Consider the following 25023-nt stretch of genomic DNA (forward strand, 5'->3'; position numbering starts at 1 on the left):
CTCATCTGTTCTTGTGCTGCATTATCGCCATCTCTGCACGCGCTCGCCCGATCGACCCGACGTCTCACCACGTCGTTGTCAGGCAATCCTAAGATTGCCCGGGTCCGGCGGGACAGCTCAGCCCGTGCGTCTCGAAATGGCACGTTGCGCCATGCTAGCCTGCCTGAGTACAAGTAATCAAGCAGGCGTACGCCTCCAAACGTCGCAAGACAGGTACATCGGGCGGCCGGTCAGCAGGGCAATTGCGGTGGGTACGACGCAACGTATAGAATGCCCGGCATGAGCCCGAACGAACCCTCGTCTCCCATTGCCGTGGCGAACATCGTGCCTGAGCCGGAAGCGGCCGACGCGATGATCGAGCATCGGTATCCCTCGGACATCGACCGTTTGCGAGAAGCCATCGGCACCGATGTGCTGCCGTTTTATCGTGACGAACAGGCCATCGTTGCCAGCCGGCAGGCGAGCCAGCGCTGGCCGCATCTTGTCGCGGTCGCCGACTCACGTAGCGCAACGCCAGCGTTATCGCCCGCGTTGCGCCAGAGCTGACACCGCATGCGAGATACGTCCATCATTGCTGCATTCGATTTCGACGGGACGATTTCCACCACCGACAGTCTGCGCGTATTCGTACGCCGCACGGTCGGCACACCCCGCTTCCTGACCGGCGCCATGCTCGCGTCGCCGTGGCTCCTCGGTGCCGCACTGCGTCTTGTCGACCGGGGGACTGCCAAAGCGGCGTTTCTGCGAGCGACGATCGGCGGTCGCACACAGGGCCAACTCGAAGACGATGCCCAACGGTTCGTTGCCGGCCCCCTGCAACATCTTCTGCGCCCGGAAATGCTTGCGCGCCTGCGGCAACACCGGGCGCTGGGACACCGCGTCGTGCTCGTCAGTGCGTCGCCGGGTCTGTATCTCCGTCCCTGGGCCAACGCCGTCGGGGTGTTCGATGCCGTGCTGAGCACCGAACTCGCGTTCGACCCACAGGGCCGTTTCGCTGGGCAATTTGCACAACCGAATTGCTGGGGTCCCGAAAAAGTGCGACGTCTCGAAGCGTGGTGGACCCACGCCCCGCCACGCATACTTTTCGCCTACGGCGATAGCCGGGGTGACAAAGAAATGGCGGCGCGCGCCGATCACGCCTGGATTCGTGGTCAGGGCACGCTCATGCCATTGATTGATACGGACACGCCCGAGCGCGCGTCCTGACGACCACCGGCATCCCTTCCCCATGCCCATGACGCCAGAACCCGGTCGCCGCGTCGCGTGGATGTCACGGCTGGCGCGGCTGGAACCCGTGGCGTTCTCCCGCTGGGACGCCGTGCATGCCGGCCTCTCCGTTGCCGTGCCCACCGCCATCGGTGCTGCCATCGGCCACGGCGCCGACGCGTCACTCTTCGCGCTCGGCGCCCTGCCCGTCATTACCGGCGACCGAACCGGCCCTTATCGTGCGCGAGCACGCTCCATACTGCTCACCGTTGCCACCGGTGTCGTCGGCTTCTTCGCGGGCATGCTTATCCACGACGTTGGCGTCTCCAGCCCGTGGCTTGGGCATGTGCTGCTGCAAGTGGCCATATTGCTGTTCAGTTTCATCGGAACCTTCGGCAACGTGGCCTCTGCGGCGACATTGCAGGGTGCCGTCTACCTCATTGTCGGCTGGGGCCTCGCCCTGCCGCCGCCCGAATGGCGGGCGCCGCTGCTACTTGCCGCGGGAGGTATCTTCAGCGTACTGCTCATGGCGGTTCACTGGTTACGGCACCCCGGCGCAGCCGAGCGAGACGCCGTCGCGGCCATCTACCAGCAATTGGCCAACGTGCTCGACGCGAGCGGCACGCCCAGGGTCAGACTCGCGCGCCGCTCGCTGGAAAATGCCATTGCCGCGGCCTACGACACTTTGCTGACCGCACGCGCGAGCACCGCCAGCGGCTGGGACGTTCTCGAACGCCGGGCCGCACAGATTCTGGCTGCCGAGCCCATCACATCCGCAGTCATCGGCCTGGCCCAGGGCGGCCAGCCCTTGCCTGCGCCGCTTGGCCGCGCCTTGTACGGTGTCGCGCGCAGCATTGCGCGGGATCGCACTGTCGACATCGAGGCGGCCATCGCGGTGGCAAAGGGTAATCAGGCGCCCACGCTGGCGTCGGCGTTGCATCGTGCCGAGCCGATGCTCACGGGGACCGTGCATGCCGCCGAGGCGCCGTTGATTGCATTGGCCCGGCATCAGGCACGAGCCACGGCGCATCCGCGATGGATGCCCAAGTGGCCCTGGCCGGACGTGTGGCGTTATCTCGTGCGCATTGGCCTGTGCGTGCTCGTCGCGCAGGTCTTTATTGCGATCACCGCGTTGCCGCGTTCGTATTGGGTACCGCTCATCGTCGTGGTGATATTCAAGCCAAATTACGGTTCGGTATTTGCGCGGGCATTGCAGAGTGGCGTAGGCAGTATCGTCGGCGTGGCCGTTTCTGCAGCGGTGGTCGCGGTCGACCGCAACGGTCTCGTCAGTCTGGCCGTACTCGTTCCGCTTGCGGCGTGTTTGCCGTGGGCTTTGCGGCGCAATTACGGATTATTCAGTGCGTTGTTATTGCCGATCCTGATGTTGGTCATGGGGGCGTTGCAGCCTGGCAGTCAGGACATAGCGATAGCGCGTTTCATCGACGCCGTGGCTGCGTGCGCGATCGTGTTGCTCGTGGGGTACTTGCCGTGGGCCAAGTGGGAGCGGCGTCAATTGGACGAGCGTGTTGCCAATGCGCTCGACGCGCTGGGCCGGTATGCGGCGTTGGCGGACACGCATGACACCGATGCGGCGTTTGCGGCGAGGCGTGTGGCGTACAAGGCGCTGGACGACACGCGTGTTGCGTTGCAGCGAGCCTTGTCGGAGCCGCCGTTGGTGAGTCGCCGGGCGGCGCGCTGGTGGCCGGCGTTGGTGGGATTGGAGCGGGTTGCGAATGCGATCACGGACACGATTCCGCGGGGGGAAGATCACGATGCGCCGGTGCATCCGGGAGCGGCGATCCTTACGCACATGGCGGCGGCATTGAGACATGGCGGCCCGGCCCCGGAAATGCCGCAAGGATCTGCCCCGGGCATCGATCCGGCATTGGAAGGGGCGTTGAGAGAGGTAATTGGCGTGTTATTCGGCCCGCCAGACGACCGTACCGGGGAAGTAAAAACGGCGTCATCAAAAAACAAGACAGAGACAACTTCGGAGTGAGCGGGGGTGACGCGGGCATAGCGCGGGCATAGCGCGGACATAACGCAGGCATAATGCAGGCTTCCGGCGCATCCAGAAGGAAGCGAAGAAGACGGATCGGTGGCCTCTTTCTGCAGCGAGTTGGGTTTATGTTTGAGAGGCGGAAAGGGGCCACCGGTCCGTCTGGGATAGGTATCCCGAGAAAGGCTTTGCGCGCCGCCACGTTTTTAGAAGACATCGCATGAACATTACCCCGACGCTCGAATGGACCGAAGACGGTCGCCCCGTCACAGCCCGTTGGCGTTCAGAGGCTGGCGTAGCTGCGCCGCGCCGAGTAGAAGTCGTTGACGACACGATCACGGCGGATGACGCATATCACCTGGCGTGCGGAGGCACTGCGATGTTATATCGCGGCGACTATCAGAATGCGCGTCAGTTGATGCAGGCGATGGCGCGACGAGTCGATCGGGTGCCGCATCGTCCGCGGCGCAAGCCGGCGGCGAAGGATGGTGCGGTGAGCGTGAGTGCGGCGGAGTCGTTCCACAAGCATCGCATGGCGCAGGCGCAGCGGGCGCGGATTCTGGGCATGGTATTGATTCCGTTGGAGGGCGACTATGGCATTCCGTTGCGTCGTGCGCCGGACATTCGCGAGGCTTGCGCGGAGGTTTGGGGCGCACCTGACGGGGTATCGTCGGTGGCCTCGTTGCGAGAGATTCTGGGGTTGATCGGTGCGCACGAGTGGCGCAAGAAGGGGGTGACGATCCCGGCGTTGGGGGGTTCGATTCACCCGTGGTACGGTGTATTTTCGCCGGTTCGCGGGGAGTATTTGCAGTTGATCGATCAGGCGCCGCTGCCCGCCACGTCGTTGGCGTTCGATATCGGGACCGGCACGGGCGTCATTGCGGCATTGCTGGCGCGCCGTGGGGTGCAGCAGGTTGTGGGGACGGATCGCGATCCTCGTGCGCTGGCTTGTGCGAGGGAGAATATCTCGCGGCTTGGCTATGAGCGTTTGGTGAAGATCGTCGATGCCGATCTGTTCCCTGAGGGTAAGGCACCGTTGGTTGTGTGCAATCCGCCGTGGTTGCCTGCCAAGGCGAATGCGCCTATCGAGCACGCCATCTACGATCCGGAAAGCCAGATGCTCAAGGGCTTCCTGAACGGTTTGGCGGCGCACCTGAGTCCGGGTGGCGAGGGCTGGCTGGTGTTGTCGGATCTGGCGGAGCATCTGGGGTTGCGCACACGCGAGACGTTGCTGTCGTGGATTCATGGCGCGGGCCTCGTGGTGCTGGCTCGTCACGATGTGCGTCCGCATCATCCGAAAGCGGGCGATGCCACCGACCCGCTGCATGCGGCACGACGCGCCGAAGTGACGTCGCTGTGGCGTCTGGGCGTTCGGCCAGCTTGATTTGATCCCGTTTGATCCCGTTGGATCGCTTGATGCCGTCGGATTCGGTAGGCTCGTGCCGCCGGCTCCGGCGCAGACAAGCCCCACACCCAGCGGTTGCACGGCCGATCGGGAACTCTCTCAGCGCAGGGCCCGAAGATAGGCTGCAGCGCCATCTCCCGCCACACACGCGCTGGCAAAGCAGGCCGTCAGCAAATACCCGCCGGTCGGCGCTTCCCAATCCAGCATTTCTCCCGCACAGAACACGCCGGGCAACGCCTTCACCATCAATGCCGGGTCCAGCGCTTCGAGCGCAACACCGCCAGCGCTGCTGATGACCTCGGCAATCGGCCGGGTGCGTAACAGCGTCAACGGTAAGCGCTTCATCCCGGCGGCAAGGGCTGCCGGATCGTTGAACGCCTCGCGCGGCAGGCACTCGCGCAACAGTGCCGCCTTCACCCCCGCAATGCCCAGACGGCTTTGCAGATGACTCGCCATCGAGCGCGATCCACGCGGACGCGCCACCTCCTCTGCCACACGCTCGGCACGCCAGTCCGGCAGCAGATCCAGATACACCTGCGTGCTGCCGTTGGCGCGGATGGCATCGCGAATCGGCGCACACAGCGCATACACCAGACTGCCCTCGATGCCGTGCGTCGAGATGACGAACTCGCCTTGCCGTGTCGTGCCGTCAGGCAACGACATCGACACTGACTTCACCGGCTGCCCGGCGAAACGCTCGCGCAAATGCGGCGTCCAGTCCGCCTCGAAACCCGCATTGGCGGGCAACAGCGGCGCGACATTCACGCCATGATCCTGCAACCAGGGAACCCAGGCGGCGTCCGATCCCAACTGCGGCCAGCTCGCGCCGCCCAACGTCAGCACCACCGCTTTCGCGCGTACCCGGCGTTCGCCGGCGGGCGTTGCGAATCGCAGGTCGTCCGGACCGGCGGCGGCATGCGGCTCCCAGCCCAGCCAGCGATGACGCACATGCAACCTCACGCCGCCTGCGCGCAATCGGGTAAGCCACGCACGCAACAGCGGCGCCGCCTTCATGTCGATGGGGAAAACGCGTCCGGACGTGCCCACGAACGTATCGATGCCCAAGCGATGCGCCCACGAGCGCACATCGTCCGCGCTGAATCGGCGCAACCATTGGGCGACCGTGTCCGCCCGTTTGCCGTACCGGGCCACAAAGGGCGCTGCGGGCTCGCTGTGTGTCAGATTCATGCCGCCCTTGCCCGCCATCAGGAACTTGCGGCCGACCGAGGGCATGGCGTCGTAGACATCAACACGCCACCCCGCCGACGACAGCACTTCGGCGGCCATCAGGCCGGCGGGACCCGCGCCGATGACGGCAACGTCCACGGTCTCTGCAACCGCAGGGGTTGCAACGTCAGAGGGCGAAGGAGAAATACCGGATGGGGACATGCCTGGGAATGTAATCGTGCAAAAACGGCTGTCGCACAGCGCCCGTCTCAGCGACAGACACGGCGGCGAAGGCCATCATTGTCCCACATCGGTATCGTGCAGACACCCGGAGGCGCCATGAATTTCGCATCGCTCGACCGCTGCCGATCCCAGCGGTTGCGCCGTCGAGCATCACTACCAACGACACCGGGAGTAGCGAATCGCCGCCCCTTTGGCGTTACAATCGCTGCCCGCATTTTGCTTTCGCCCTACCGCACCGTCGTCGGCGTTCACCTTAACGGACGCTGCGCGGGGCATCATCCTGGAGTCGCGCATGTCATCATCCGATCCAGCGTCGATAGGACGCACCGCCTACGCAAGTTTCGCTGAACGCTACGCAGAGATTGCCGTCACCAAACCGCATAACGCCTTGTACGAACGCCCCGCCACGCGCGCCTTGCTAGGCGACACCGCTGGCCTGCAAGTACTCGACGCCGGCTGCGGCCCGGGCATCAATAGCGCCTGGCTCGCCGAGCAAGGAGCGACGGTTCACGGCATCGACGTGACACCGGAAATGATCGTGCTGGCCCGCAAGCGCTGCGAAGGTCTGGCGGCAACGTTCGACGTGCAAGACCTCGGCGAAGCCTTCGCAACGCTCGCCGACAACCGCTTCGACGCCATTGTCAGCGCCCTCGCGCTGGACTACGTGGAGGACCTCGGGCCGACATTTCGCGAATTCGCACGCGTCGCCAAACCCGGCGCAACGCTGGTCTGGTCGATGGGGCATCCCATGCGCGACTGGCTCGACGAACGTACGCGTCGCAATCGCAGCTACTTCGAAACCACCCGTTTCGGTATGTTCTGGGGAGGCTTCGGAGAGCCGAAGCCGTATGTGGAGTCTTACCGGCGCCCGCTCGCGGACATTCTGAATGCCGCTGCGGACGCGGGCTGGCGACTCGAGCGCATGATTGAGCCGCTGCCGTTGCCGGAGATGAAATCCGTGGACGGCCGGCTATACGACGAGTTGTCGCAACAGCCCGCCTTCATGTGCCTGCGGGCACGCCTCGCCTGACCGGCGCGCCAAGGCGACCGTCTGACACACACGCCGACTCACCGCCGACGCGTTACGACTCGTCACGCGCGCCCCATGGGATAAGCATCGTGGCCGTGCACGTTGCGCCGATCAGCACTGCCGCCACGCCATAGCGCGACACCTCCGGCAGGTTGAACAGCAGGCCGTGGATCGTGGCGAAAATGCCTCCCAGCATCACGAACGCGGCGATGGAGGCAATGAAGACGCGGGTATCGGAACACATACGTCACCTCACAGCGAGGTCACGCGCGTTGCGAAGCGATTCAAATGAGGAAATCGACGCGACCGGCTTGTCCAGCCGGGCCGCGCGACTTTCGAACGACTTCGGCGGCGTCCCTCGCTTTCCAGTGTAGGACGCACGGCGCCAAACGGTTAGCGCAAGGTTCGCGGGCCTCAGGACTTCGACTTGGTGTCGCGCTCTTCGTCTCGCGGCCACGGGGTGAGCATCACGACAACGAAGAGAATGCCGAACAACACCGTGACCACACCGCCGTTCATGACGTGGGTCTGGTCGTAGAGCAAACCGTGAATGGTGGCAAACGCCCCGGCCAACGTCATGAAGGCCGCAATCGAGGCAATGACGACGCGGAATTCCGAGCCCATGGCGACTCCTTGTAGTGTTCGGCAAGAGTGCCGCTGACGTAACCTCTTTAGCGGCAACACCAGTCTACGCCGATCCCTACGGCCCGCCTATTGAGTCGTATGCCTAACCATCCCAAGCTTTGACGTCGATCAATTCCGATGCCCGGAAACATTCCCGTGATGGGAATGATCAATCAACGCCGCGCTTCCTGACGCTTGGCCTCCCGCACCCAGCGGAAGTGTCCACTGCGCAGCAGTACGGGGCCGGCAAGCCCCATCGTCAGATATTGGCGCGTGAGCGCATGAATATCGTTGCGCCCGTGTTCGAAGGCATGCAGCAGATCGTCGGCACGCGCCGAGTGTGCGCCGAAGTGATCCTCCAGCGCTTCGGCCGACACCGCGCAATCAAACGGCCGGCCATTGACGACGACGGCAAATTCGATCGTCAGATCTTCGTAATTGAACACGGGACGGTGATCAGGAAACTCGATTTGCATGGTGACACCCCCGGGTTGACGAAAAGATGCGATCGACGTGTCGGCCGACACGTTCCATCCAGCATAGTGCATCGCCAGACAATTCGCGTATCGCATCGCTTATCGGTTCGTCACGCTCGATTGCGGAAGGTTCAGTCACATACATGACCAAATGCAATGCTTCAAAACATCCACGCAAGTCTATGTTTTAAAAGAGCTATCGTTACCCGCCACTCTTCTGTTCTTTCAAGAACGCGACAAAGCCGGCGACAAAGGCGGCCAGTTGTTGACGCACGGCATCGTCCTGAAGGTTGCCATCCCCGTCGAAGACCTTGTTCGCATGCGACACCATCAGACGGCCCTGCCACCACGGGGTGGTTTGGAGCGTACGTAGCACGGGCAGCCAGGCGTTCTGGCTGAGAATCGTGCCGAAGCCGCCGGGCGATGCCCCCATGATGGCTACCGGCTTGCTCTGGAACACCCGCGCGCTATCGGCCGGTGGACGCGATAGCCAATCGAGCGCGTTCTTGAACACGCCGGGCATGCCGTTGTTGTACTCGGGGGTTGCCAGCAACAAACCGTCGGCGTTGGCGATGGCGTCTTTCAACGCGCTCACCGCATCCGGAATCCCGTCGCTTGCCTCGACGTCTCCGTCATAAAGCGGAATGCCGTGCAACGTGCGCACGTCAAGCGTCACCCCCGCAGGCGCCAACGTCTTCGCCGCAGCCAGTAACGCGGTGTTGTATGAGCCCTTGCGCAGGCTGCCGGACAAACCAATGATCGTCGTCATCGAGTCGACTCCTTTCGTCACAGATAGGAAGCAATGGCGGCGGGGCAACAGCTCCGCCGGCAGGTCATGTTCACGCGTCGCGCTGGAATGGGTAAAGGCTGCCCAGGCCAAGCAACCGCGTGAGTTCATCGAGCGCCGTGCGGGATTCGTCGAGCAGTGCCGGATCGGCCAGATCGCTCACCGATAGCCGGTCACGATAGTGGCGCTTCACCCAGTCGGTAAGTGTCGCGAATCGCGCCTCGTCAATCCAGAGTCCTGCGTGCGCGGCGCGACGCTCCGCTTCGGTCAGCACCACCCGGAGCCGCAGACACGCAGGGCCGCCGCCGTTGCGCATGCTCTCACGCAGATCGAACACCCGTAGCTCACGAATCGGCCCGCCACTGGCTGCCAGCGATTCGAGATAACGCCAGACTGCGGGGCGCTCGCGGCACTCTTGCGGGACCACGAGACACATGCCGCCGCCCGCCTGTGCGGCGCGCACCAGCAACTGGCTGTTGAAGAGGTAACTGCCGACAGCATCCTCTATCGAGACCTCCGCGTCGGACACCTCGATCACCTGCAACTGCACGCCTCTGGCCGCCAACCGGTCGTGCAGCGTTGCCAGCACGGCCGCCTGATCGACGAACGCCAGCGCGTGGCAAAACAGCACGTTGCCATTGCCCACGGCAATCACGTCGTTGTGGAAGACACCGGCATCGATGGCGTCGGGGTGCTGCTGCGCAAACACTACGTCTTCCTCAGCCAGTCCGTGCAACCGGGCAATCGCCTGACTCGCCTGCAACGTTTGGCGTGCGGGAAACCGGCGCGGCGCCGTTCCGCTCGCCATATCGTCCCGTCCATAGACGAAAAACTCGATGCCCCGCTCGCCGTACGCGCCGCAAAACCGCGTGTGGTTCGCCGCGCCCTCATCTCCCAAGGACGGCCAACCCGGCAGCGCATCGTGATGCGCGAAGTGCGCCTCGCCGGGGAACGCCGCGCGCAGGATCCGCGATGTCGTGTCGTGCTCGATGGCGCGATGCAGCTTGCTGCACAGATTCGCCGCCGTGAAATGCACCCGGCCGTCGGCTGTGTCTGCCGACGGGCTGACAGTGGCGGCATTGGCCGTCCACATGCTCGCCGCCGAACAGGCGGCCCCCAGCAGTGCGGGGTCGGTGCGGGCGGCCTCGCGAATGACAGCGCGGTCGTCGCCAGCGAAACCGAGCGTACGTAACAACGCAACCGACGGGCGCTCTTGCGGTGGCAATACGCCCTGTGCGTAGCCGAGATCGGCCAACGCCTTCATCTTGGCAAGGCCTTGCAGCGCCGCCTCGCGAGGGTTGGATACGCGATTGGCGTTGTTTGCCGAAGCAACGTTGCCGAACGACAACCCCGCATAGTTGTGCGTGGGGCCGACCAATCCATCGAAGTTGGCTTCGAGGGCAGAACGCATCATGTCAATTCCTGAGAAAACCAAAAGTCAGATCAAACCAATACGACGATCAGGCCGAGCCGAAATCCAGCCCGGGGCTGAGCTGTCCGGGCATCGCGACATGCTCGCTTTCCATCGACGCTATCGGGTAGGCGCAGTAATCCGCCGCGTACCACGCACTGGGCCGGTGATTGCCGGACTCGCCGATACCGCCGAACGGGGCCGCACCTGCTGCCCCTGTGGTCGGCCGATTCCAGTTGACGATACCTGCGCGGATCTCCGCGAGAAACTGCTCGTAACGCGCGGGATCGTCGCTGAGCAAACCGGCGGCCAACCCGTAGCGTGTGCGATTGGCAAGCGCGATAGCCTCATCGAACGCGTCGTAGCGCAGCACTTGCAGCAACGGGCCGAAATACTCGTCGTCGGGCAGCGCGTCGCGCGCGGCAATCGACGTGACGTCGATCAACCCCGGTGTCAGCAATGCGGATCGACCGTCGGGCTGCGCCAACGGCAGAATGACACTGGCGCCGAGCGCCATGAGATCGGCTTGCGCGGCGGTCATGCGCCGCGCCGCCTGCAACGACACCACCGCCCCCATGAACGGCTGCGGCTCCGCGTCATAGCGCCCGACGCTGATGCGTCGCGTCACAAACGTCAGCCGATCCAGGAAGGCGTCGCCCTGTGCGCCGTGCGGCACGAGCAGGCGCCGCGCACAAGTACATCGCTGCCCTGCCGAAAGGAACGCCGACTGAACCGTCACATGCACCGCGGCATCGATGTCGGCGGGCGCATCGACAACGAGCGGATTGTTGCCGCCCATCTCGAGCGCAAGGATCTTGCCGGGCCGGCCGGCGAACTGCTGATGGAGCGCGCGGCCCGTGGCGGCACTGCCCGTGAAGCACAGTCCGTCGATATCGTCATGGGCGGCAAGCGCCGCTCCGGTGTCGCGTGCGCCTTGAACGAGATTGAGCACGCCCGGCGGCAGGCCGGCTTCGATCCAGCACTGAAGGGTACGCTCAGCGACTCCGGGGGCCAGTTCGCTCGGCTTGAAAACGACGGTATTGCCCGCGAGCAACGCGGGAACGATATGCCCGTTGGGTAAATGACCGGGGAAGTTGTAGGGCCCGAAGACCGCCATTACGCCATGTGCCCGATGGCGCACGACGTTCTGCCCGTCCGGTACCGCACTGCGCCGCTCGCCGGTACGCTCGAGATACGCTTTCGCAGAATTGGCAACCTTGGCGATCATCGCCGCCACTTCGGTGCGTGCCTCCCACAAAGGTTTGCCGGTCTCGCGACCGATAGCGTCGGCAAGCGTTTCGGTTTTGGCGCTCACGATGGCGGCGAAACGCTGCAACACCGCAAGACGCTCATCGGCACTTCGCCGCGCCCAATCCCGCTGAACCCGGCGCGCCGCCTGAACCGCGGCGTCGACATCGATGGCGTCGGCCGCATGGCCCTTCCACACAACGTCGCCCGACATGGGATCGAGTGAACGGAATTCAGCCCCTTTGGCGGTGCGCCAGACACCTTCGATGTACAGATCGGTCATGAACGGCAATCCCGGAGGCCACGCCCGATGAAACGGCGTGCGATGCGGCTCATGATGACACGGATTCGACAGACGAAACAATGCGCCTGCCTCCAACGCGTCAGCGAACCCCCGTAAACAGGGCGTCACAAGGCATCGACGACGTCATATGACGGTCGCGCGAGCGACACGCATAGAATACCAATCTGAGTTTTTTGGAGAGCTATTATCATGACCGACGTCAATCGTTCGGCCCTGCGCCACTGGCTAAGCGATGTTCGGGAATCGCGCGATGCTACCCCCGATGAAGGCATCGATCCCTGCGGGGTTCGCTGGCAACGGCACGCCGAGGGCGTGCTTGAGTTGACGCCCGCCAACGCAGGCCATTCCGACGACACCAACGCCGACACCGCAGGGAAATCTCGCGGCGGGCGCTTCGACGCCATTCTGTCTTGCGGCATTCATGGCGACGAAACGGCGCCGATCGAAATCGTCGACGGCATACTGCGCGACATCGCCGACGGCCGTCTGACGCTGCGCGAGCGGTTGCTCGTCATTCTCGGCAACCCGGACGCCGTGCGCGCCGGCAAGCGATATCTCGAGTACGACCTGAACCGCCTGTTCCATGGGGCACATGCGAAGCGTGCCGAATCGCCCGCCGTGCAGCGAGCCCGCGAACTCGAAGTGATCGTGGCTCAGTTCTTTGCCGGGGTCGACGGTGTGCGCAGGCAACGCCGGCATGTCGATATGCACACCGCAATTCGCGCGTCGCTCTTTACCCGTTTTGCAGTCGTGCCGGGCACCCCGGAGCGTCCGCCGAGCGATCAGTGGATCGACGCCCTGGCCGCGGCCGAGATCGAGGCGGTCATGCGCACCGACCAGCCGTCCGTCACGTTTTCGTACTACACCTGCGCGCGATTTGGCGCAGAGAGCTGCACGCTGGAGCTAGGCAAGGTGGCTCCGTTCGGACAGAACCGTCTGGCCGATTTCGATGGGATCGACGCCGCACTGCGACGCTGGCTGTCCGGCGGCGAGATGGCACAGCGCGACGATGGCCGCGTTCTGCAAGCGCAACGCTTTCGTGTGGCCGCCGAGATCGTGCGCCGAACCGACGCCTTCGTTCTCGACGTGCCCGCCGATACGCCGAACTTCACGCCCTACGCTGCGGGCACCGTGCTCGCACGCGACGGCGAGAACACCTACACCGTCTCGCACCCCGAGGAGCGCATCGTGTTCCCCAACCCCAACGTTGCAAACGGCTTGCGGGCCGGAGTCATGGTCGTGCCCGACGCCTGACCGGTGCCCTGTGGCGCGGCGCGTAAGGCCCGCCGCGCAGAATGGCGGGCGTTCGCGGATTTCGGTAGCAACGCGGCGGCCGGTGAGGCGGTAAGCCTACGCAGCGTCGCGAATTAACGACTTCAAACGGCTGTCCGGACGTGGCCGCAGCGGGGCGATGCGCGTAGCATCGCCCGCTTCATTTCGTCTTTTCACGCCTGCGGCCCGGCACTTCGCTGTCGGCCGAGTCCCGCTACCGATGCCATGCCCCACGGATGCTTCCCTTGTTTGCCCTCCCATAGCCCCTCCAGCGTTACCTCTTCAGCGCAAGAACCATCGACACCGCTCGCCGAAGACTTCGCCCGCGCTCAGCAAGCGGCAGTGCATGACAGCATGACGGTCAACGCGTTGCCGTGGCTCGCGGCAGCGTTGCAGACGCGCGCTGGCGTTGGCGTGTCGCGAGAGCCTGCGGCATTGACACCGATATCGATGGGGCGCCGGTCGTCGGCCCCGGCCACTCCGTCATCGCGAACGTCGACGGTCGACGCCCCCGTCTTCGCCATCGATATGTTTGTGGGCTGCGACGCCGATCGCGCACGACGCATCTTCGACTCGCTTTGGCAAGACGTTGCCATACCGGCGCTACGCGCGATGGGGACGTCGCCTGCGTCAGACCATTGGCAGGACACCCTTGAGCAGTTCAGGCAAAGGGGGATAGGCGACACGCAGCAAACTGCCGTCAGCCATGCGGCGCATCCTTGGCACGACACGTTGCACATGCATCTGCACAGACACGCACGGAGGCTCGCGCATCAAGGGTTCGATGTGGCCGACGTGACCGACCGGCTCGAAGTGCTGTTACGCGAGCTGCGGCCGGGCTTCTCATGGCGCTCGTTTTACATCGGCACAATGCGCGACGCCATGCCGTTTGCTGTTGGCTCCGCCCTCATGTCGCTGCTGGCCGAATCGACCGACCCCACGCGCTCGCAAGCATGGCTATGGCCGCCCTTGGCTGCGCTGGGCGTCGTTCTGGTCAACCTGATTGGCATGGCCGGTTTCAACACCACGCAAGTGCGATACCGGAACCGGATCGCACGCACGACCCCTGCACCGGGATTGGAGGGATTGAACGCGATTCTGGCGACTCCATATCGGGCGGCCTTCGCACAGGTACTCGGTTTTGTCTTCTGCTACGGCGTTCTGCGTAACGGCGCCCGTTACGGCATCGAGCGTGTCGTGTCGCACCTCTTGCCGGGTATTCTCACGCGCCGCTTCGGCGACACCTTGCATGCGGCGCTCGAATTGCCGCTGACACCGATTCCCGGCCTTCTGCTGCTGCCCATCATCCACCAGTTGGGAATGACACGGCACAGCGCCAGCCTGCAAGTCCTGACACAGCACAACTTCACGGCGTTGATCGAGGCCGCAGGGCACGCGCCTGCGCGGACAGACCGGCGCTCGTCCGTCAACACTTTTTTCCGCGATTTCTCCGCCTTGCTCCAGTCCACCCCGCCCAGACTTATCTGGTTTGCGCTCACCCTCACGTTTTACTATCTGGCGTGGATGGGCGACTACGCAGCGCACACTCACGCCGACGACGTAGCGCCTGATGACGACCCTCAGGCGCGCAACGTGACATTGCCGACCGCCGGGCCCCGTTCCCCGACGGCAGCGGAGGAAGCTCATGTCTTTGCGGTACTTGACGTCCTTTACGGCGTCATCGGTCTCATTTTCTCGATCAGCGAGACCGCCGCGCAACGTGAGGACATTCGCACGGCACACGAGCGGCGCTCGCCACAGCAAAAGATCAGCACCAGCACCCTCGTGACGGTCGCCGATTCGGGCGTGTCCTCGGGAGACTCGTCGCCAAGGCCTCTTGACAGCCCGAGCAGTCCCAGCCGCCCTGATAGCCCCGGTGACAGCGACGTCAACAACAACGGGCTCCGGGGAACATCATTCGGCTTTCCAGAATCGGATGTGCCGGCCGCATCGGGCGCATCGGGTCACCGAGCCGCCAACGTACCCCAATCGCCCTCAAGGCCGTCCGGTGCCCGGCGGCATGGTGCGACCACGGTGCCCGGCGTGTTATGTCGGGCGACGGAGCCCCGTTGGTGGCGCAGTCCCTCGCCAGATCTCACGGACGACGACGTACAGCAATCGACCCCGCTATAAGGCAGCGGCGCGACACACTTGCCGTGCCCGCCTTCGCGTGGCATCGTGTTTCCCATGCGCACACGGTCTGCAAGACGTGTACCGCTGGACGCGTGACAACACGTGTCTGTCCCCCTGCCTGCCGGAGCACCCATGCTTTCCACGACCCCGAGCGAACTCGCCCGAAACTTGCTGATCATCCTTGTCCTCAGTGCGCTGATGATCGGTACGTTATGGGTGTTGCTCCCCTTTCTACCGGCGTTCATCTGGGCCGTGACGATCGTCGCGTCCACCTGGCCATTGCTCATCGGCCTGCAACGACGTCTGTGGGGCAAACGATGGCTGGCCACCACGGTGATGATCTTCGGCATGCTGGTGATCGTTGTCGCGCCCTTGTCCGCCGCCGTCGGCACATTGATCGGACATGCCTCCGATATCAGCGATCAGGTACACACCATCGGTCAACGTGGCCTGCCGATGCCACCCGACTGGCTCGCCCGCATTCCGGTGATCGGCCAACGCGCGAGCGACGAGTGGCAAGCGCTGGCGGTTGCCGGTCCAGGGGGCCTGGTCTCCAAGGTGCAGCCCTATGCCGTCAAAGCCGCTTCGTGGGGTTTCTCAAAGCTCGGCTCAGTCGGCCTGCTCGTAGTTCACCTCGGACTGACGCTCATCATCTCGGGCATTCTTTTCATGCAGGGCGAACGCGCGGCGCGGGCGCTGATTCGCATGGCGAGACGCCTTGGCGGCGATCGCGGAGAGGAATCGGTACGGCTTGCGGGCATGTCGATTCGTGCGGTGGCGCTCGGCATTGTGGTCACGGCGGTGACGCAGTCGTTGCTCGGCGGTCTGGGACTGTGGCTGACGGGTGTGCCGCTGTCCGGCTTCCTGACGGCGCTCATGCTGGTGCTGTGTATCGCACAGATCGGCCCCTTCCCCGTGCTGCTATCGAGCGTTGCATGGCTTTACTGGCAAGACAGCCCAACACTGGCCACGTTGCTGTTGGTGCTCTCGGTATTTATCGGCATGCTCGATAATGTGATGCGTCCGATGCTCATCCGGCGCGGTGCGGATTTGCCGATGACACTGATTCTCGCGGGCGTGCTCGGTGGCATGCTCACGTTCGGTATCGTCGGCTTGTTCGTCGGCCCCGTGATTCTTGCGGTGACGTACACGTTGCTGATGGCGTGGATCAATGAAGGACTGAACCGTCCGCCACTGGCGCCCAGCGGAGCGCCCGCGGCAACGTCATCGGTGCCGGAGACGTCATCGGCGGTCGATACCACCGCCAAACTGCCGGTAACGCCTGACGATAAGCGCCACTGATGTCTGCGTTGGATAACACAGGCCCGTAACGCAAACAGGACACATTTTTCGGACGGCTTCACCTGTCGCTCTGCGTGTCCGCATGGCTAAATATCTCCCGTATCCACGTGATTCCGGGAGATATCACATGCCGCACGCCCCCCCCACCCACGGACCGCTGACACCGAAGACACCACTCACGCCCAAGCCCCCGGCGCGGCGCTCGCTACGCGTGCCCCGCCGCGCGCGGCTCGGCGATCCGCCCCTGTTACGCCGGGTCGGCGATGAACTCGCCTACACTCCCACGCGCTGCCGCGTGAGCGCGGGCCTCAAGGGCCGTGCCGATCCCTGGTGGCAACGCTTGTCACCGTCACGCCCGGGCCACAACAGCACGCCCGAACCCTGAGCGCGGGCACCCAAAGACAAACGCGCCGGCCGGCGAACCGGCACGACGCGTTGTGCGTGCTTGTCTCTGCTGACCCGGCAAGCGTCCGGCGCTATGCCGGCCGGAGGTACCGCGCTTGTCGGGCTAACCGCAGTTACTGCGCCTTTGCAGGCAGAATCTTGCCCGAAACTTCACCGAAGCCAACACGGTAGCCGTCACCCTGACACCAGCCCGCCATCACGACGGTATCACCGTCTTCGATGAACGTGCGCTTGGCCCCGCTGGAGAGCGTGATCGGGTTCTTGCCGTTCCACGTCAGTTCGAGCAGGCTGCCGAAGGAATCCGGCGTGGGGCCGCTGATCGTGCCCGAGCCCATCAGGTCGCCAACGCGAACATTGCAGCCCGAGACCGTGTGGTGAGCGAATTGCTGAGCCATGCTCCAGTACATGTGGCGGAAGTTGGTGCGGCAGATGGACGTCGGTTGCGCGTCGCCTTCGGCTTGCAGAAGCACTTCCAGCTCAATGTCGAACGCGTGCTTGCCTTGCTGCTGCAAGTAAGACAGCGGCTGCGGGTCTTGCGCCGGACCAGCAACGCGGAACGGCTCAAGGGCTTCCATCGTCACGACCCACGGCGAGATCGACGTGCCGAAGGTCTTCGCGTTGAACGGGCCGAGCGGCACGTATTCCCACTGCTGCAAGTCGCGCGCCGACCAATCGTTGAGCACCACCATACCGAAGATGGCCGCTTCGGCGGCTTCCACGCTCAGCGACTCGCCCAGCGACGTGTTGCAGCCGACGATGAAGCCGGTTTCGAGTTCGAAGTCGAGCTTGCGGCAGCCACCGAAAATCGGACGCGGCTGGTCGGGCAGTTTGATCTGTCCGTTCGGGCGATGAATCGGTGTGCCGCTCACGACCACCGAACTGGCGCGGCCGTTGTAACCGATGGGGATCTCCAGCCAGTTCGGCAAAAGGGCGTTGGCCGGATCACGGAACATCGAGCCCACGTTGGTCGCGTGCTCTTTCGACGAGTAGAAGTCGGTGTAACCCGGCACCTGCACGGGCAAGTGCAGCGTGGCATCGGCGAGCGGCACGAGCGCTTGCGCGCGCAACGTAGCGTTATCGCGCAACGCACCGTCACCATCTGCGGCAAGAAGCGAGGTCAGTCGAGCGCGCGTAGCCCGCCAGGCGGCACTACCCAGCGACACGAAAGCATTGATGGCGGACTGCGCGAAAACGGGGGTATCGCCCGCCTTGAGCACCCCGGCGGCTTCAAGAGCTGCCAGGTCGAGCACCTGATCGCCAATGGCCACGCCTACACGCGGCGTGGGTTGCGATGCGGTACTGAATACGCCATACGGCAGATTTTGCAGCGGAAAGTCCGTCACGCCGGTGTTGGCAGACGCGACCCAGCTTTGCGGGAGTGCAGACATGTGGAGTTCCTTGTTCGAGGTAGTGCGTCGGCCGGCCCGGCACATCGCGTGCATGGGACCGGCCGTATCAAAAGTGAGTGGAGTCGCGGCGCGATGCCGCTTACTTCTGGTTCGGATTGAAGTGTTTCTTCAGACCTTGCCAGCACGTGTAGTAGTTGTCCTGCAACTGCTTGCTCTCCAGCGCGAAACGCGTCGGATGAATGACGGCTGGCGTCTCGAACATGAACGCCATCGTGGCATCGACCTTGTGCGGCTTGCTCGTATCGGCCGCAGAGGCTTTCTCGAACGTGTCCGCATCGGGACCATGGCCGGACATGCAATTGTGCAGGCTCGCGCCGCCCGGCACGAAGCCCTCTGCCTTGGCGTCGTACACGCCCTGGATAAGCCCCATGAACTCGCTGGCGATATTGCGGTGGAACCAGGGTGGACGGAACGAGTTTTCCATCGCCAGCCAGCGCGGCGGGAAGATCACGAAGTCGATATCGTCGACACCCGGTGCATTGCTTTGCGATTGCAGCACCAGGAAGATCGAGGGATCCGGATGGTCGTAGCTGATCGACCCGATCGTGTTAAAGCGGCGCAAGTCGTACTTGTACGGCGCGTAGTTGCCATGCCATGCCACGATATCGAGAGGCGAATGGCCAATATCGGCACGCCACAACGCCCCGGCGAATTTGGCCACCAGTTCGAAGTCGCCTTCGACATCTTCGTAAGCCGCAACCGGCGTCAGGAAGTCTCGCGGATTCGCCAGACCGTTCGAGCCGATCGGTCCCAGATCCGGCAAACGGAACAGTGCGCCATAGTTCTCGCACACATAACCGCGCGCCCGTCCATCGAGCAACGTGACCCGGAAACGTACGCCGCGCGGCAGCACGACAATCTCATAGGGTTCGACCTCGAGCACGCCGAATTCCGTCGCGATGCGCAAACGCCCTTCCTGCGGCACGATCAGCAGTTCGCCGTCGGCATTGTAGAAGAAGCGCCCTTCCATGGACTTGTTGGCGGCATACAGGTGAATACCGCAACCGTGCGCAGTGTCCGGGCCGCCGTTACCGGCCATTGTGACCATACCGTCAACGAAGTCGGTCGGCGTATCCGGCATGGGCAGCGGGTCCCAGCGCATCTGATTCGGCGGCGTAGGCACCTCGCCGAAACGGCTCAGCCAGCGCGATTGCTCGATAGCGGTAAACGGCTTGTGCATGGCGGCGGGACGAATGCGATACACCCACGAGCGACGGTTGTGACCGCGCGGTGCGGTGAACGCCGTACCCGAGAGTTGTTCCGCATAAAGGCCGTACGGCGCACGTTGCGGCGAGTTCTGTCCGATGGGCAGCGCACCGGGCAACGCCTCGGTTGCGAACTCGTTGGCAAAACCGGACAGATAGCCCAGTTCCCCCTGAATTTGGTCTGCTTGGCGCATAAATGGCCTCGTCTCCTGATTTCGAATGAAATCATTGTCCGACAAGCGACCACATTTTGCGATATAAATAGACAAATCCACTATATTCACAATACGAATAATATCGCTGCCACATGATTTCCTTACGCGACGTCGATTTGAACCTGCTGGTTGTTTTTCATGCCGTGCTCACGCATCGAAGCATTTCTCAGGCGGCGCGGGAGTTGGGGTTGTCTCAACCCGCCGTGAGTAATGGATTGGCGCGCCTGCGGCAGACGTTCGAAGACGAACTTTTCACGCGAACCGGCAATGGGATGCAACCCACGCCGTTTGCCGAAGCATTGGCCGAGCCGGTGTCGGCCGCGCTTGCCGGTATCTCGCGGGCAATCAATCATCGTGAGGCGTTCGATCCAGCGAGCAGTCAGCGAGAATTTACGTTGGCGATGACCGACGTTGGAGAGGTGTACTTCATGCCTGCGCTGGTCGATCTGTGTACTCGGCTGGCCCCGGGGGTGCGTGTCAGTACCGTGCGCACGACGCTCCCCGAACTGAAAGAAGCCATGGCGGCAGGTCGCATCGATCTTGCGGTGGGCGCCTTCGACGATCTGACCGGGCCATTCTTTCAGCGCCGCTTGTTCAGTCAGCAATATGTGAGCATGTTCCGCATTGGCCATGCGCTGGATACCCCTCGTGCGGGACTGGCGGAATTTCAGGCGGCACGCCACCTGTTTGTGGCCACCGGCGACAACCCGTATGCACGCGTGAATCAACTCCTCGCGCAGGCTGGCTTCGGTGCAGACGCCAATTTCTGGGTTCCCCACTTCATCGCCGTGCCTTATGTCGTGAGCGCCAACGATCTGGTGGTCACCGTTCCGCAGAAGTTCGCGGAGCGCGCGGCCGCGCCGTTCGGCCTGAGATTCGTCAAGCCGCCGCTTCGACTGCCCGCGCTGCAAACGAACGTGTTCTGGCATCGCCGATACCATCAGGACGCCGGTAATCAGTGGCTGCGCCAGTTGATTTCAGAACACTTCGTCGAGTAGTGAGAGGCAGCACCTGAGGCCGCACTCAGGCGTCGGTGGCAATCGCTTGGCCCTGAGCACGCAACCAGTTGTTCCATGCGACGTCAAGCGCTTCCAAGGCCGCTTCCATCTGTCCAGCGGATGCCTGAGGCGCCAGGTGCTCGACCTGCGCCGCAAGCGACGCCAGCGAACTCAGGCCGAACGCCATGAAACCACCGCGCAAGCGGTGGGCGGAGTGACGCAATGTCTCGCGCGACATCTCGGCCAGCGCCACCCGGCAGTTCGCGATGTCCTGATCTGCGATCTTGACGAACGTGTCGTGCAGCTCCGGTAGCGGCAACCGCCAGTCTTTCGTCGGCGCCGCCTCGGGCAGCGCTTCAGACACGCTGTCGATCGAATGCGAAGACGCGGGCAACGGCGCGATCTCCATACAAAGCGACGGATAGCGGGCCCGGACCAGTTCAATGACACGCAACAGCGAGCGCGCGTCAACCGGCTTGTAGACAACGGCGTCGAATGGCGAGTTCGCCTCCCGATCGTGACGCAGCGTGACATCGGCCGTCGCCACCACCACGGGAACGTGCGGCGCACGCGCCTTGATTTCTGTCGCGAGCGCGTGCCCGGAGAGATGCGGCATGTTGGCGTCGGTGATCACCAACATGTGCGATTCCGCGTCGAACGCATCGAGCGCCTCGCGCGGATCGTGATAACAGTCGACCATTGCCCCCAGCCCTTCCAACTGGCGCGACAACAGCATGCCGCTGATCGGATGATCGTCGGCAACGAGCACGTACCAGCCGGCCAGCGGTCTGACGCGCGTGCGGGCACTTCCCGCGGCCGGCAGATCGCTCTCGGCGCCGCCCCGCGACGGCGCAGTGCCGAGCGCGTCCCAAAGCTCCGCTTGCTGGAACATCGCGATATCGCGTGGCCAGAGGGGCACGCTACCGGCCAGATGATCGACGGGTGTGGCGCGCAGCAGATAGACCTCCGCGCCCGCCATGCCGCGTACCGGCCACTCGTCGGCGAACATGAGCAAGCCGGCGTCCTGCTCGCGGCCACTCCCCGAGGACCATGCCACCGCGTCGTCGTATCGGACGGGTTGGTAACCGGCCCGGCGAATCGATGCATCGAGATACCAATGACGTCGGACGAGTGCGCTGACATAAGCAAACGTCTCTCCGGTCGCGGGCGCCTGTACTGGCACACTGTCCAGCGCCCAGGGCAGATGGAGCGTGAAGCGCATCGTGGTACCCGCCCCTTCCTGACTCTCGACCTGCAACGTGCCGCCGAGCATGCCGACGAACTGATGCGAAATCGCCAGTCCCAGCCCGGTGCCGTGTTGCATGCCGGGCTCGTTGGTACTCTTGCCGAACGGCCGGAACAAATCGGCCAGATCGGCCGCCGCAATGCCGACGCCGCTATCGTTCACCGTAAAGACAACGTCGCAGCCCTGCGCGTCGGCGCGTATGACCATCGCGCTGAACGCCACATGCCCTTTCTCGGTGAACTTGATGGCGTTACCGACGAGGTTCGTCACGACCTGCCCCAATCGCATGGCATCGGTGTGCACCGTGCGGGCGAGTTGAGGGTCGATCATCCAATCGAGCGTGAGCCCCTGCAATCGCGCACGCCCGGTGAACGACAGCCCGACAGCCTCAAGCTCCTTGAACAGCGAACAGTCGCGGGCATTTAGCTCGAAACGGCCGACCTGAATCCGCGAGTAATCGAGCAGATCGTTGATGAGATCGAGCAGGTTACGTGTCGAGCTTTCCATCACGTCGACGTAATACCGATGCTCGTCCCCGAGATTCTGCGCACTCAACAATTCGATCGACGCCAGCGTGCCATACAGCGGCGTGCGCATTTCGTGGCTCACGGTCGTCAGGAAAACGTCTTTGGCGCGATTGGCATTTTCGGCGGCGAGGCGCGCCTTGCGCTGCTCAAGCTCGAAGCGGCGTTGCTCAGTGACGTCGGACAGCGTGCCGATCAGCACCGGCTGCTCGCGAAAGACTGTATCGACAAAGCTCACGGCATAGTGGCGCTCCCCGGCATCGTCGAACGCGCTCAACAAACGTCGCACGGGACGCGCCACCACACCGCTATGCAATTGCCGGTACATGCGCGCCAATTCGCCTTCGCCCAGGTGCCGCAACAGATCGACCGTACCTGCGTACGCCGGATTGCTCATCACCATGGCGGGTTCGAACGGATCGATGATCGCCATGCCAACGGGCGCCGTCTCGATCAGTGTTTGTGTGAACGCATCTCGCTCAAGGAGTGCCGTGGTACGACGACGCGCAGGCTCGATAATGCGTTGACGCATATAACGCATCGCCGCATAAATGCCGGTCGCATAGAGCAACAGCAGCAACGTAGCGCCAATCAACAGCGTTGCGCCTTGCTGTAGCAAATCCGCCGGTCGAACGGCATATCGAACGAACCACGGCGAGGAAGCGAGATGGCGCTCGAAGACTACGCGTTCACCGTCGTAACGCAAGACCATTTGCGCGTCGCCGAACATCGGCAGCGTGACAAGCGTACGCATCGGGCCCAACGGCGAGAGTGGCGCTCCGGCGCTCGCCACGACAAACCCGTCGGGCGATACCAACTGGAGCGCTTCGCCCGTGCGTTCGAGCGTTCGCAAACGCGGCGGAATGATTCGCTCGGGCGCCATGCTGGTCCCGACGTAGAGCATGAGATGTCCGTCAAGATCACGGATCGGCACGAAGCTCGAAACGACCGTCTCGTGCGTGATGGAGTTTTCGTAGTTGTAGGTCCAGAACGGACCGTCGTTGCCAGCATGTACGCGCGCAGCGTAACGCTCAACCTTGTTGATCTCCGAGAGCGTCGAATGCGCGTCGCGCGCGAGCGCCTCTGCGCTCACCGACGGCATGTCGGTCTTGGTGCGGTGTGCCGAGAAAGCACCGTCCGCGGAGATGATGAAGGTTTCGTCCTGCCCGCCGAGTGCGCTCCAGAAATTGGCGTCGAGATTCATGAGGCGAAGCGTGAGTCGTGCCAATACCTCGGCCCGCTCGGGCGGGATATCCGCCAACTTGACGATCTGAAATTCATCGTCCCAACCGGCCCCGACAACGCGCTTCGCGGTGCCAACGGGCATGGCGAGCAGCGGCTTCAGAATTCGGTCGGTGAGCGATTGCGTCACGCCGCCAGGCCGAACCGGACTCGCCAGCGTGGCTTGTGCCATATTGCTGGCCTGCTCATTGAAAATTTCGACGTCGCGAACCTCATGCCCGACGGTGGCAAAGAAGGCCGCAGTCTTCTGGGCCCCTTGCCAGACCATGCCGAACAAGCCGTATGAAACCGCCGCAGCCCAGACCGACAAACCGAAAAGCAATGCCAACAAGCCGCCGCTACGAAGCAGGCGGCCGGCAATCGCAATGTCACGCGTCATCGTTCTGTCGGGCATAGACTCCAACGTCGGTTGGCGAGACGAACTCAGACAGCACTCGGCGCTTCAACTTCGCCGTCGCGAGAAAACTGAACCGGGCTCGATACGTGAAGCTTGAACAGTTCCATGTCGGTACGGCAGCCCAGCTTGCTCATCGCCATACGCTTCTGGTTGTTGATCGTCTTGGCGGAGCGCTTGAGCGCATCGGCAATCTGCGACACGTTCAAGCCGTCCAGATACATACGCAGCACTTCCATTTCCTTGGGCGATAGCGGACGTCGCGCGGTCGGCTTGCGACGCATCTGCTCCTCGAGAATCTGCTCGGCTCGCCCGCCGCGATAGCTCATGCCCCGTCGGCAGCGCTCTACGCACACTGTGATCTCGCGCAGATCGTCGGACTTGGTCATCACGCCCAGCACGCCGCAACTGTCGAGCGCATGGATGATCGCCGGCTGTTCGATCGACGTGAACACGATGATCTTCACGTCAGGATACTTGCGGCGCACGCGATTGATCATGACGAGACCGTCGCCGAAAGTGCCACCGGGCATACAGTAGTCGGTAATCAGCACGTCGACCGAATTGGTCTCCAATGCCTTGAAGAGCTCCGTCGAGTTGGTGACGGGGGGAAGTACATGAAACCCCGGGTCCGGCGAGAGCATTTCACGCAGTGTGGAGGCGATGATCGGGTGGTCATCCGCGATAAGAATCTTTACCATCATTTTGCAGAATCCTTTTAAAAGAAGTCAGCCGTGGGCGCGCGCGATCATTCGCCGTGTCTACGCGTCATGGCTTC

Annotated in this window: 21 protein-coding genes; 10 read left to right on the forward strand and 11 right to left on the reverse strand. The window is 63.4% G+C overall.

What is annotated here, in order from left to right; translation table 11 throughout:
- Nucleotides 1-279 precede the first annotated feature (279 nt).
- From AT395_RS14190 to AT395_RS14205, 4 genes are all read left to right on the forward strand, one after another.
- Nucleotides 280-546, forward strand: a complete 267-nt coding sequence (locus AT395_RS14190) for a hypothetical protein (protein WP_124988600.1) — start codon at nucleotides 280-282, stop codon at nucleotides 544-546.
- A 6-nt stretch (nucleotides 547-552) separates the two neighbouring features.
- The gene (locus AT395_RS14195; protein ID WP_048629543.1) at nucleotides 553-1206 is read left to right on the forward strand and encodes an HAD-IB family hydrolase; all 654 of its coding nucleotides are present in this window, start codon (nucleotides 553-555) and stop codon (nucleotides 1204-1206) included.
- A gap of 22 nt (nucleotides 1207-1228) precedes the next feature.
- The gene (locus AT395_RS14200) at nucleotides 1229-3205 is read left to right on the forward strand and encodes an FUSC family protein (RefSeq protein WP_048629544.1); all 1977 of its coding nucleotides are present in this window, start codon (nucleotides 1229-1231) and stop codon (nucleotides 3203-3205) included.
- A 220-nt stretch (nucleotides 3206-3425) separates the two neighbouring features.
- Complete coding sequence (locus AT395_RS14205; RefSeq protein ID WP_048629545.1) at nucleotides 3426-4589, forward strand: methyltransferase; 1164 nt, start codon at nucleotides 3426-3428, stop codon at nucleotides 4587-4589.
- Between the two features lie 120 nt (nucleotides 4590-4709).
- Here the strand turns inward: AT395_RS14205 and AT395_RS14210 are convergent, their stop codons facing one another.
- Nucleotides 4710-5999 carry a TIGR03862 family flavoprotein gene (locus AT395_RS14210; protein ID WP_072632838.1) on the reverse strand — a complete coding sequence of 430 codons (1290 nt, stop codon included), beginning with the start codon at nucleotides 5997-5999 and terminating at the stop codon, nucleotides 4710-4712.
- Between the two features lie 313 nt (nucleotides 6000-6312).
- Here AT395_RS14210 and AT395_RS14215 point away from each other — a divergent pair, with 313 nt between their 5' ends.
- Complete coding sequence (locus AT395_RS14215) at nucleotides 6313-7050, forward strand: class I SAM-dependent methyltransferase (protein ID WP_048629546.1); 738 nt, start codon at nucleotides 6313-6315, stop codon at nucleotides 7048-7050.
- A 52-nt stretch (nucleotides 7051-7102) separates the two neighbouring features.
- Here the strand turns inward: AT395_RS14215 and AT395_RS14220 are convergent, their stop codons facing one another.
- The 6 genes from AT395_RS14220 to astD form a co-directional block, all read right to left on the reverse strand.
- Complete coding sequence (locus AT395_RS14220) at nucleotides 7103-7294, reverse strand: DUF2964 family protein (protein ID WP_042116161.1); 192 nt, start codon at nucleotides 7292-7294, stop codon at nucleotides 7103-7105.
- A 170-nt stretch (nucleotides 7295-7464) separates the two neighbouring features.
- Nucleotides 7465-7674 carry a DUF2964 family protein gene (locus AT395_RS14225; RefSeq protein WP_042116162.1) on the reverse strand — a complete coding sequence of 70 codons (210 nt, stop codon included), beginning with the start codon at nucleotides 7672-7674 and terminating at the stop codon, nucleotides 7465-7467.
- Between the two features lie 173 nt (nucleotides 7675-7847).
- Complete coding sequence (locus AT395_RS14230; RefSeq protein ID WP_042118598.1) at nucleotides 7848-8150, reverse strand: DUF1488 family protein; 303 nt, start codon at nucleotides 8148-8150, stop codon at nucleotides 7848-7850.
- Between the two features lie 202 nt (nucleotides 8151-8352).
- Nucleotides 8353-8919, reverse strand: a complete 567-nt coding sequence (locus tag AT395_RS14235) for an NADPH-dependent FMN reductase (RefSeq protein ID WP_048629547.1) — start codon at nucleotides 8917-8919, stop codon at nucleotides 8353-8355.
- A gap of 70 nt (nucleotides 8920-8989) precedes the next feature.
- The gene (gene astB, locus AT395_RS14240; RefSeq protein ID WP_048629630.1) at nucleotides 8990-10348 is read right to left on the reverse strand and encodes an N-succinylarginine dihydrolase; all 1359 of its coding nucleotides are present in this window, start codon (nucleotides 10346-10348) and stop codon (nucleotides 8990-8992) included.
- Between the two features lie 49 nt (nucleotides 10349-10397).
- A complete protein-coding gene (gene astD, locus AT395_RS14245) occupies nucleotides 10398-11879 on the reverse strand; it encodes a succinylglutamate-semialdehyde dehydrogenase (protein WP_048629631.1) in 1482 nt (493 codons plus the stop codon).
- Nucleotides 11880-12089: 210 nt separating this feature from the next.
- Here astD and astE point away from each other — a divergent pair, with 210 nt between their 5' ends.
- The 4 genes from astE to AT395_RS25585 all read left to right on the forward strand — a co-directional run bounded on the left by astE (nucleotide 12090) and on the right by AT395_RS25585 (nucleotide 16992).
- On the forward strand, nucleotides 12090-13154 hold the full coding sequence (gene astE / locus AT395_RS14250; protein ID WP_052765641.1) for a succinylglutamate desuccinylase: 1065 nt from the start codon (nucleotides 12090-12092) through the stop codon (nucleotides 13152-13154).
- A 372-nt stretch (nucleotides 13155-13526) separates the two neighbouring features.
- Nucleotides 13527-15305 carry a hypothetical protein gene (locus tag AT395_RS14255; RefSeq protein ID WP_048629548.1) on the forward strand — a complete coding sequence of 593 codons (1779 nt, stop codon included), beginning with the start codon at nucleotides 13527-13529 and terminating at the stop codon, nucleotides 15303-15305.
- Nucleotides 15306-15437: 132 nt separating this feature from the next.
- Nucleotides 15438-16607, forward strand: a complete 1170-nt coding sequence (gene ydiK / locus AT395_RS14260; RefSeq protein WP_224787434.1) for an AI-2E family transporter YdiK — start codon at nucleotides 15438-15440, stop codon at nucleotides 16605-16607.
- Between the two features lie 127 nt (nucleotides 16608-16734).
- Complete coding sequence (locus tag AT395_RS25585) at nucleotides 16735-16992, forward strand: hypothetical protein (protein ID WP_125939987.1); 258 nt, start codon at nucleotides 16735-16737, stop codon at nucleotides 16990-16992.
- A 133-nt stretch (nucleotides 16993-17125) separates the two neighbouring features.
- On the opposite strand, the gene fahA is transcribed toward AT395_RS25585, so the two are convergent.
- Nucleotides 17126-18400 (reverse strand): fumarylacetoacetase, encoded by a 1275-nt coding sequence (fahA, locus tag AT395_RS14265; RefSeq protein WP_048629549.1) that lies wholly within the window; start codon nucleotides 18398-18400, stop codon nucleotides 17126-17128.
- 100 nt (nucleotides 18401-18500) lie between these two features.
- Nucleotides 18501-19820 carry a homogentisate 1,2-dioxygenase gene (gene hmgA / locus AT395_RS14270; protein WP_048629550.1) on the reverse strand — a complete coding sequence of 440 codons (1320 nt, stop codon included), beginning with the start codon at nucleotides 19818-19820 and terminating at the stop codon, nucleotides 18501-18503.
- Between the two features lie 113 nt (nucleotides 19821-19933).
- Here hmgA and AT395_RS14275 point away from each other — a divergent pair, with 113 nt between their 5' ends.
- A complete protein-coding gene (locus tag AT395_RS14275; RefSeq protein ID WP_042116170.1) occupies nucleotides 19934-20839 on the forward strand; it encodes a LysR family transcriptional regulator in 906 nt (301 codons plus the stop codon).
- Between the two features lie 25 nt (nucleotides 20840-20864).
- On the opposite strand, the gene AT395_RS14280 is transcribed toward AT395_RS14275, so the two are convergent.
- Together AT395_RS14280 and AT395_RS14285 are read right to left on the reverse strand one after the other, a co-directional pair.
- A complete protein-coding gene (locus tag AT395_RS14280) occupies nucleotides 20865-24230 on the reverse strand; it encodes a hybrid sensor histidine kinase/response regulator (RefSeq protein WP_042116171.1) in 3366 nt (1121 codons plus the stop codon).
- Nucleotides 24231-24274: 44 nt separating this feature from the next.
- Nucleotides 24275-24949 carry a response regulator gene (locus tag AT395_RS14285; RefSeq protein WP_039365914.1) on the reverse strand — a complete coding sequence of 225 codons (675 nt, stop codon included), beginning with the start codon at nucleotides 24947-24949 and terminating at the stop codon, nucleotides 24275-24277.
- Nucleotides 24950-25023: the final 74 nt, after the last annotated feature.

The sequence above is a fragment of the Pandoraea apista genome (genome assembly GCF_001465595.2).
Lineage (GTDB): Bacteria > Pseudomonadota > Gammaproteobacteria > Burkholderiales > Burkholderiaceae > Pandoraea > Pandoraea apista.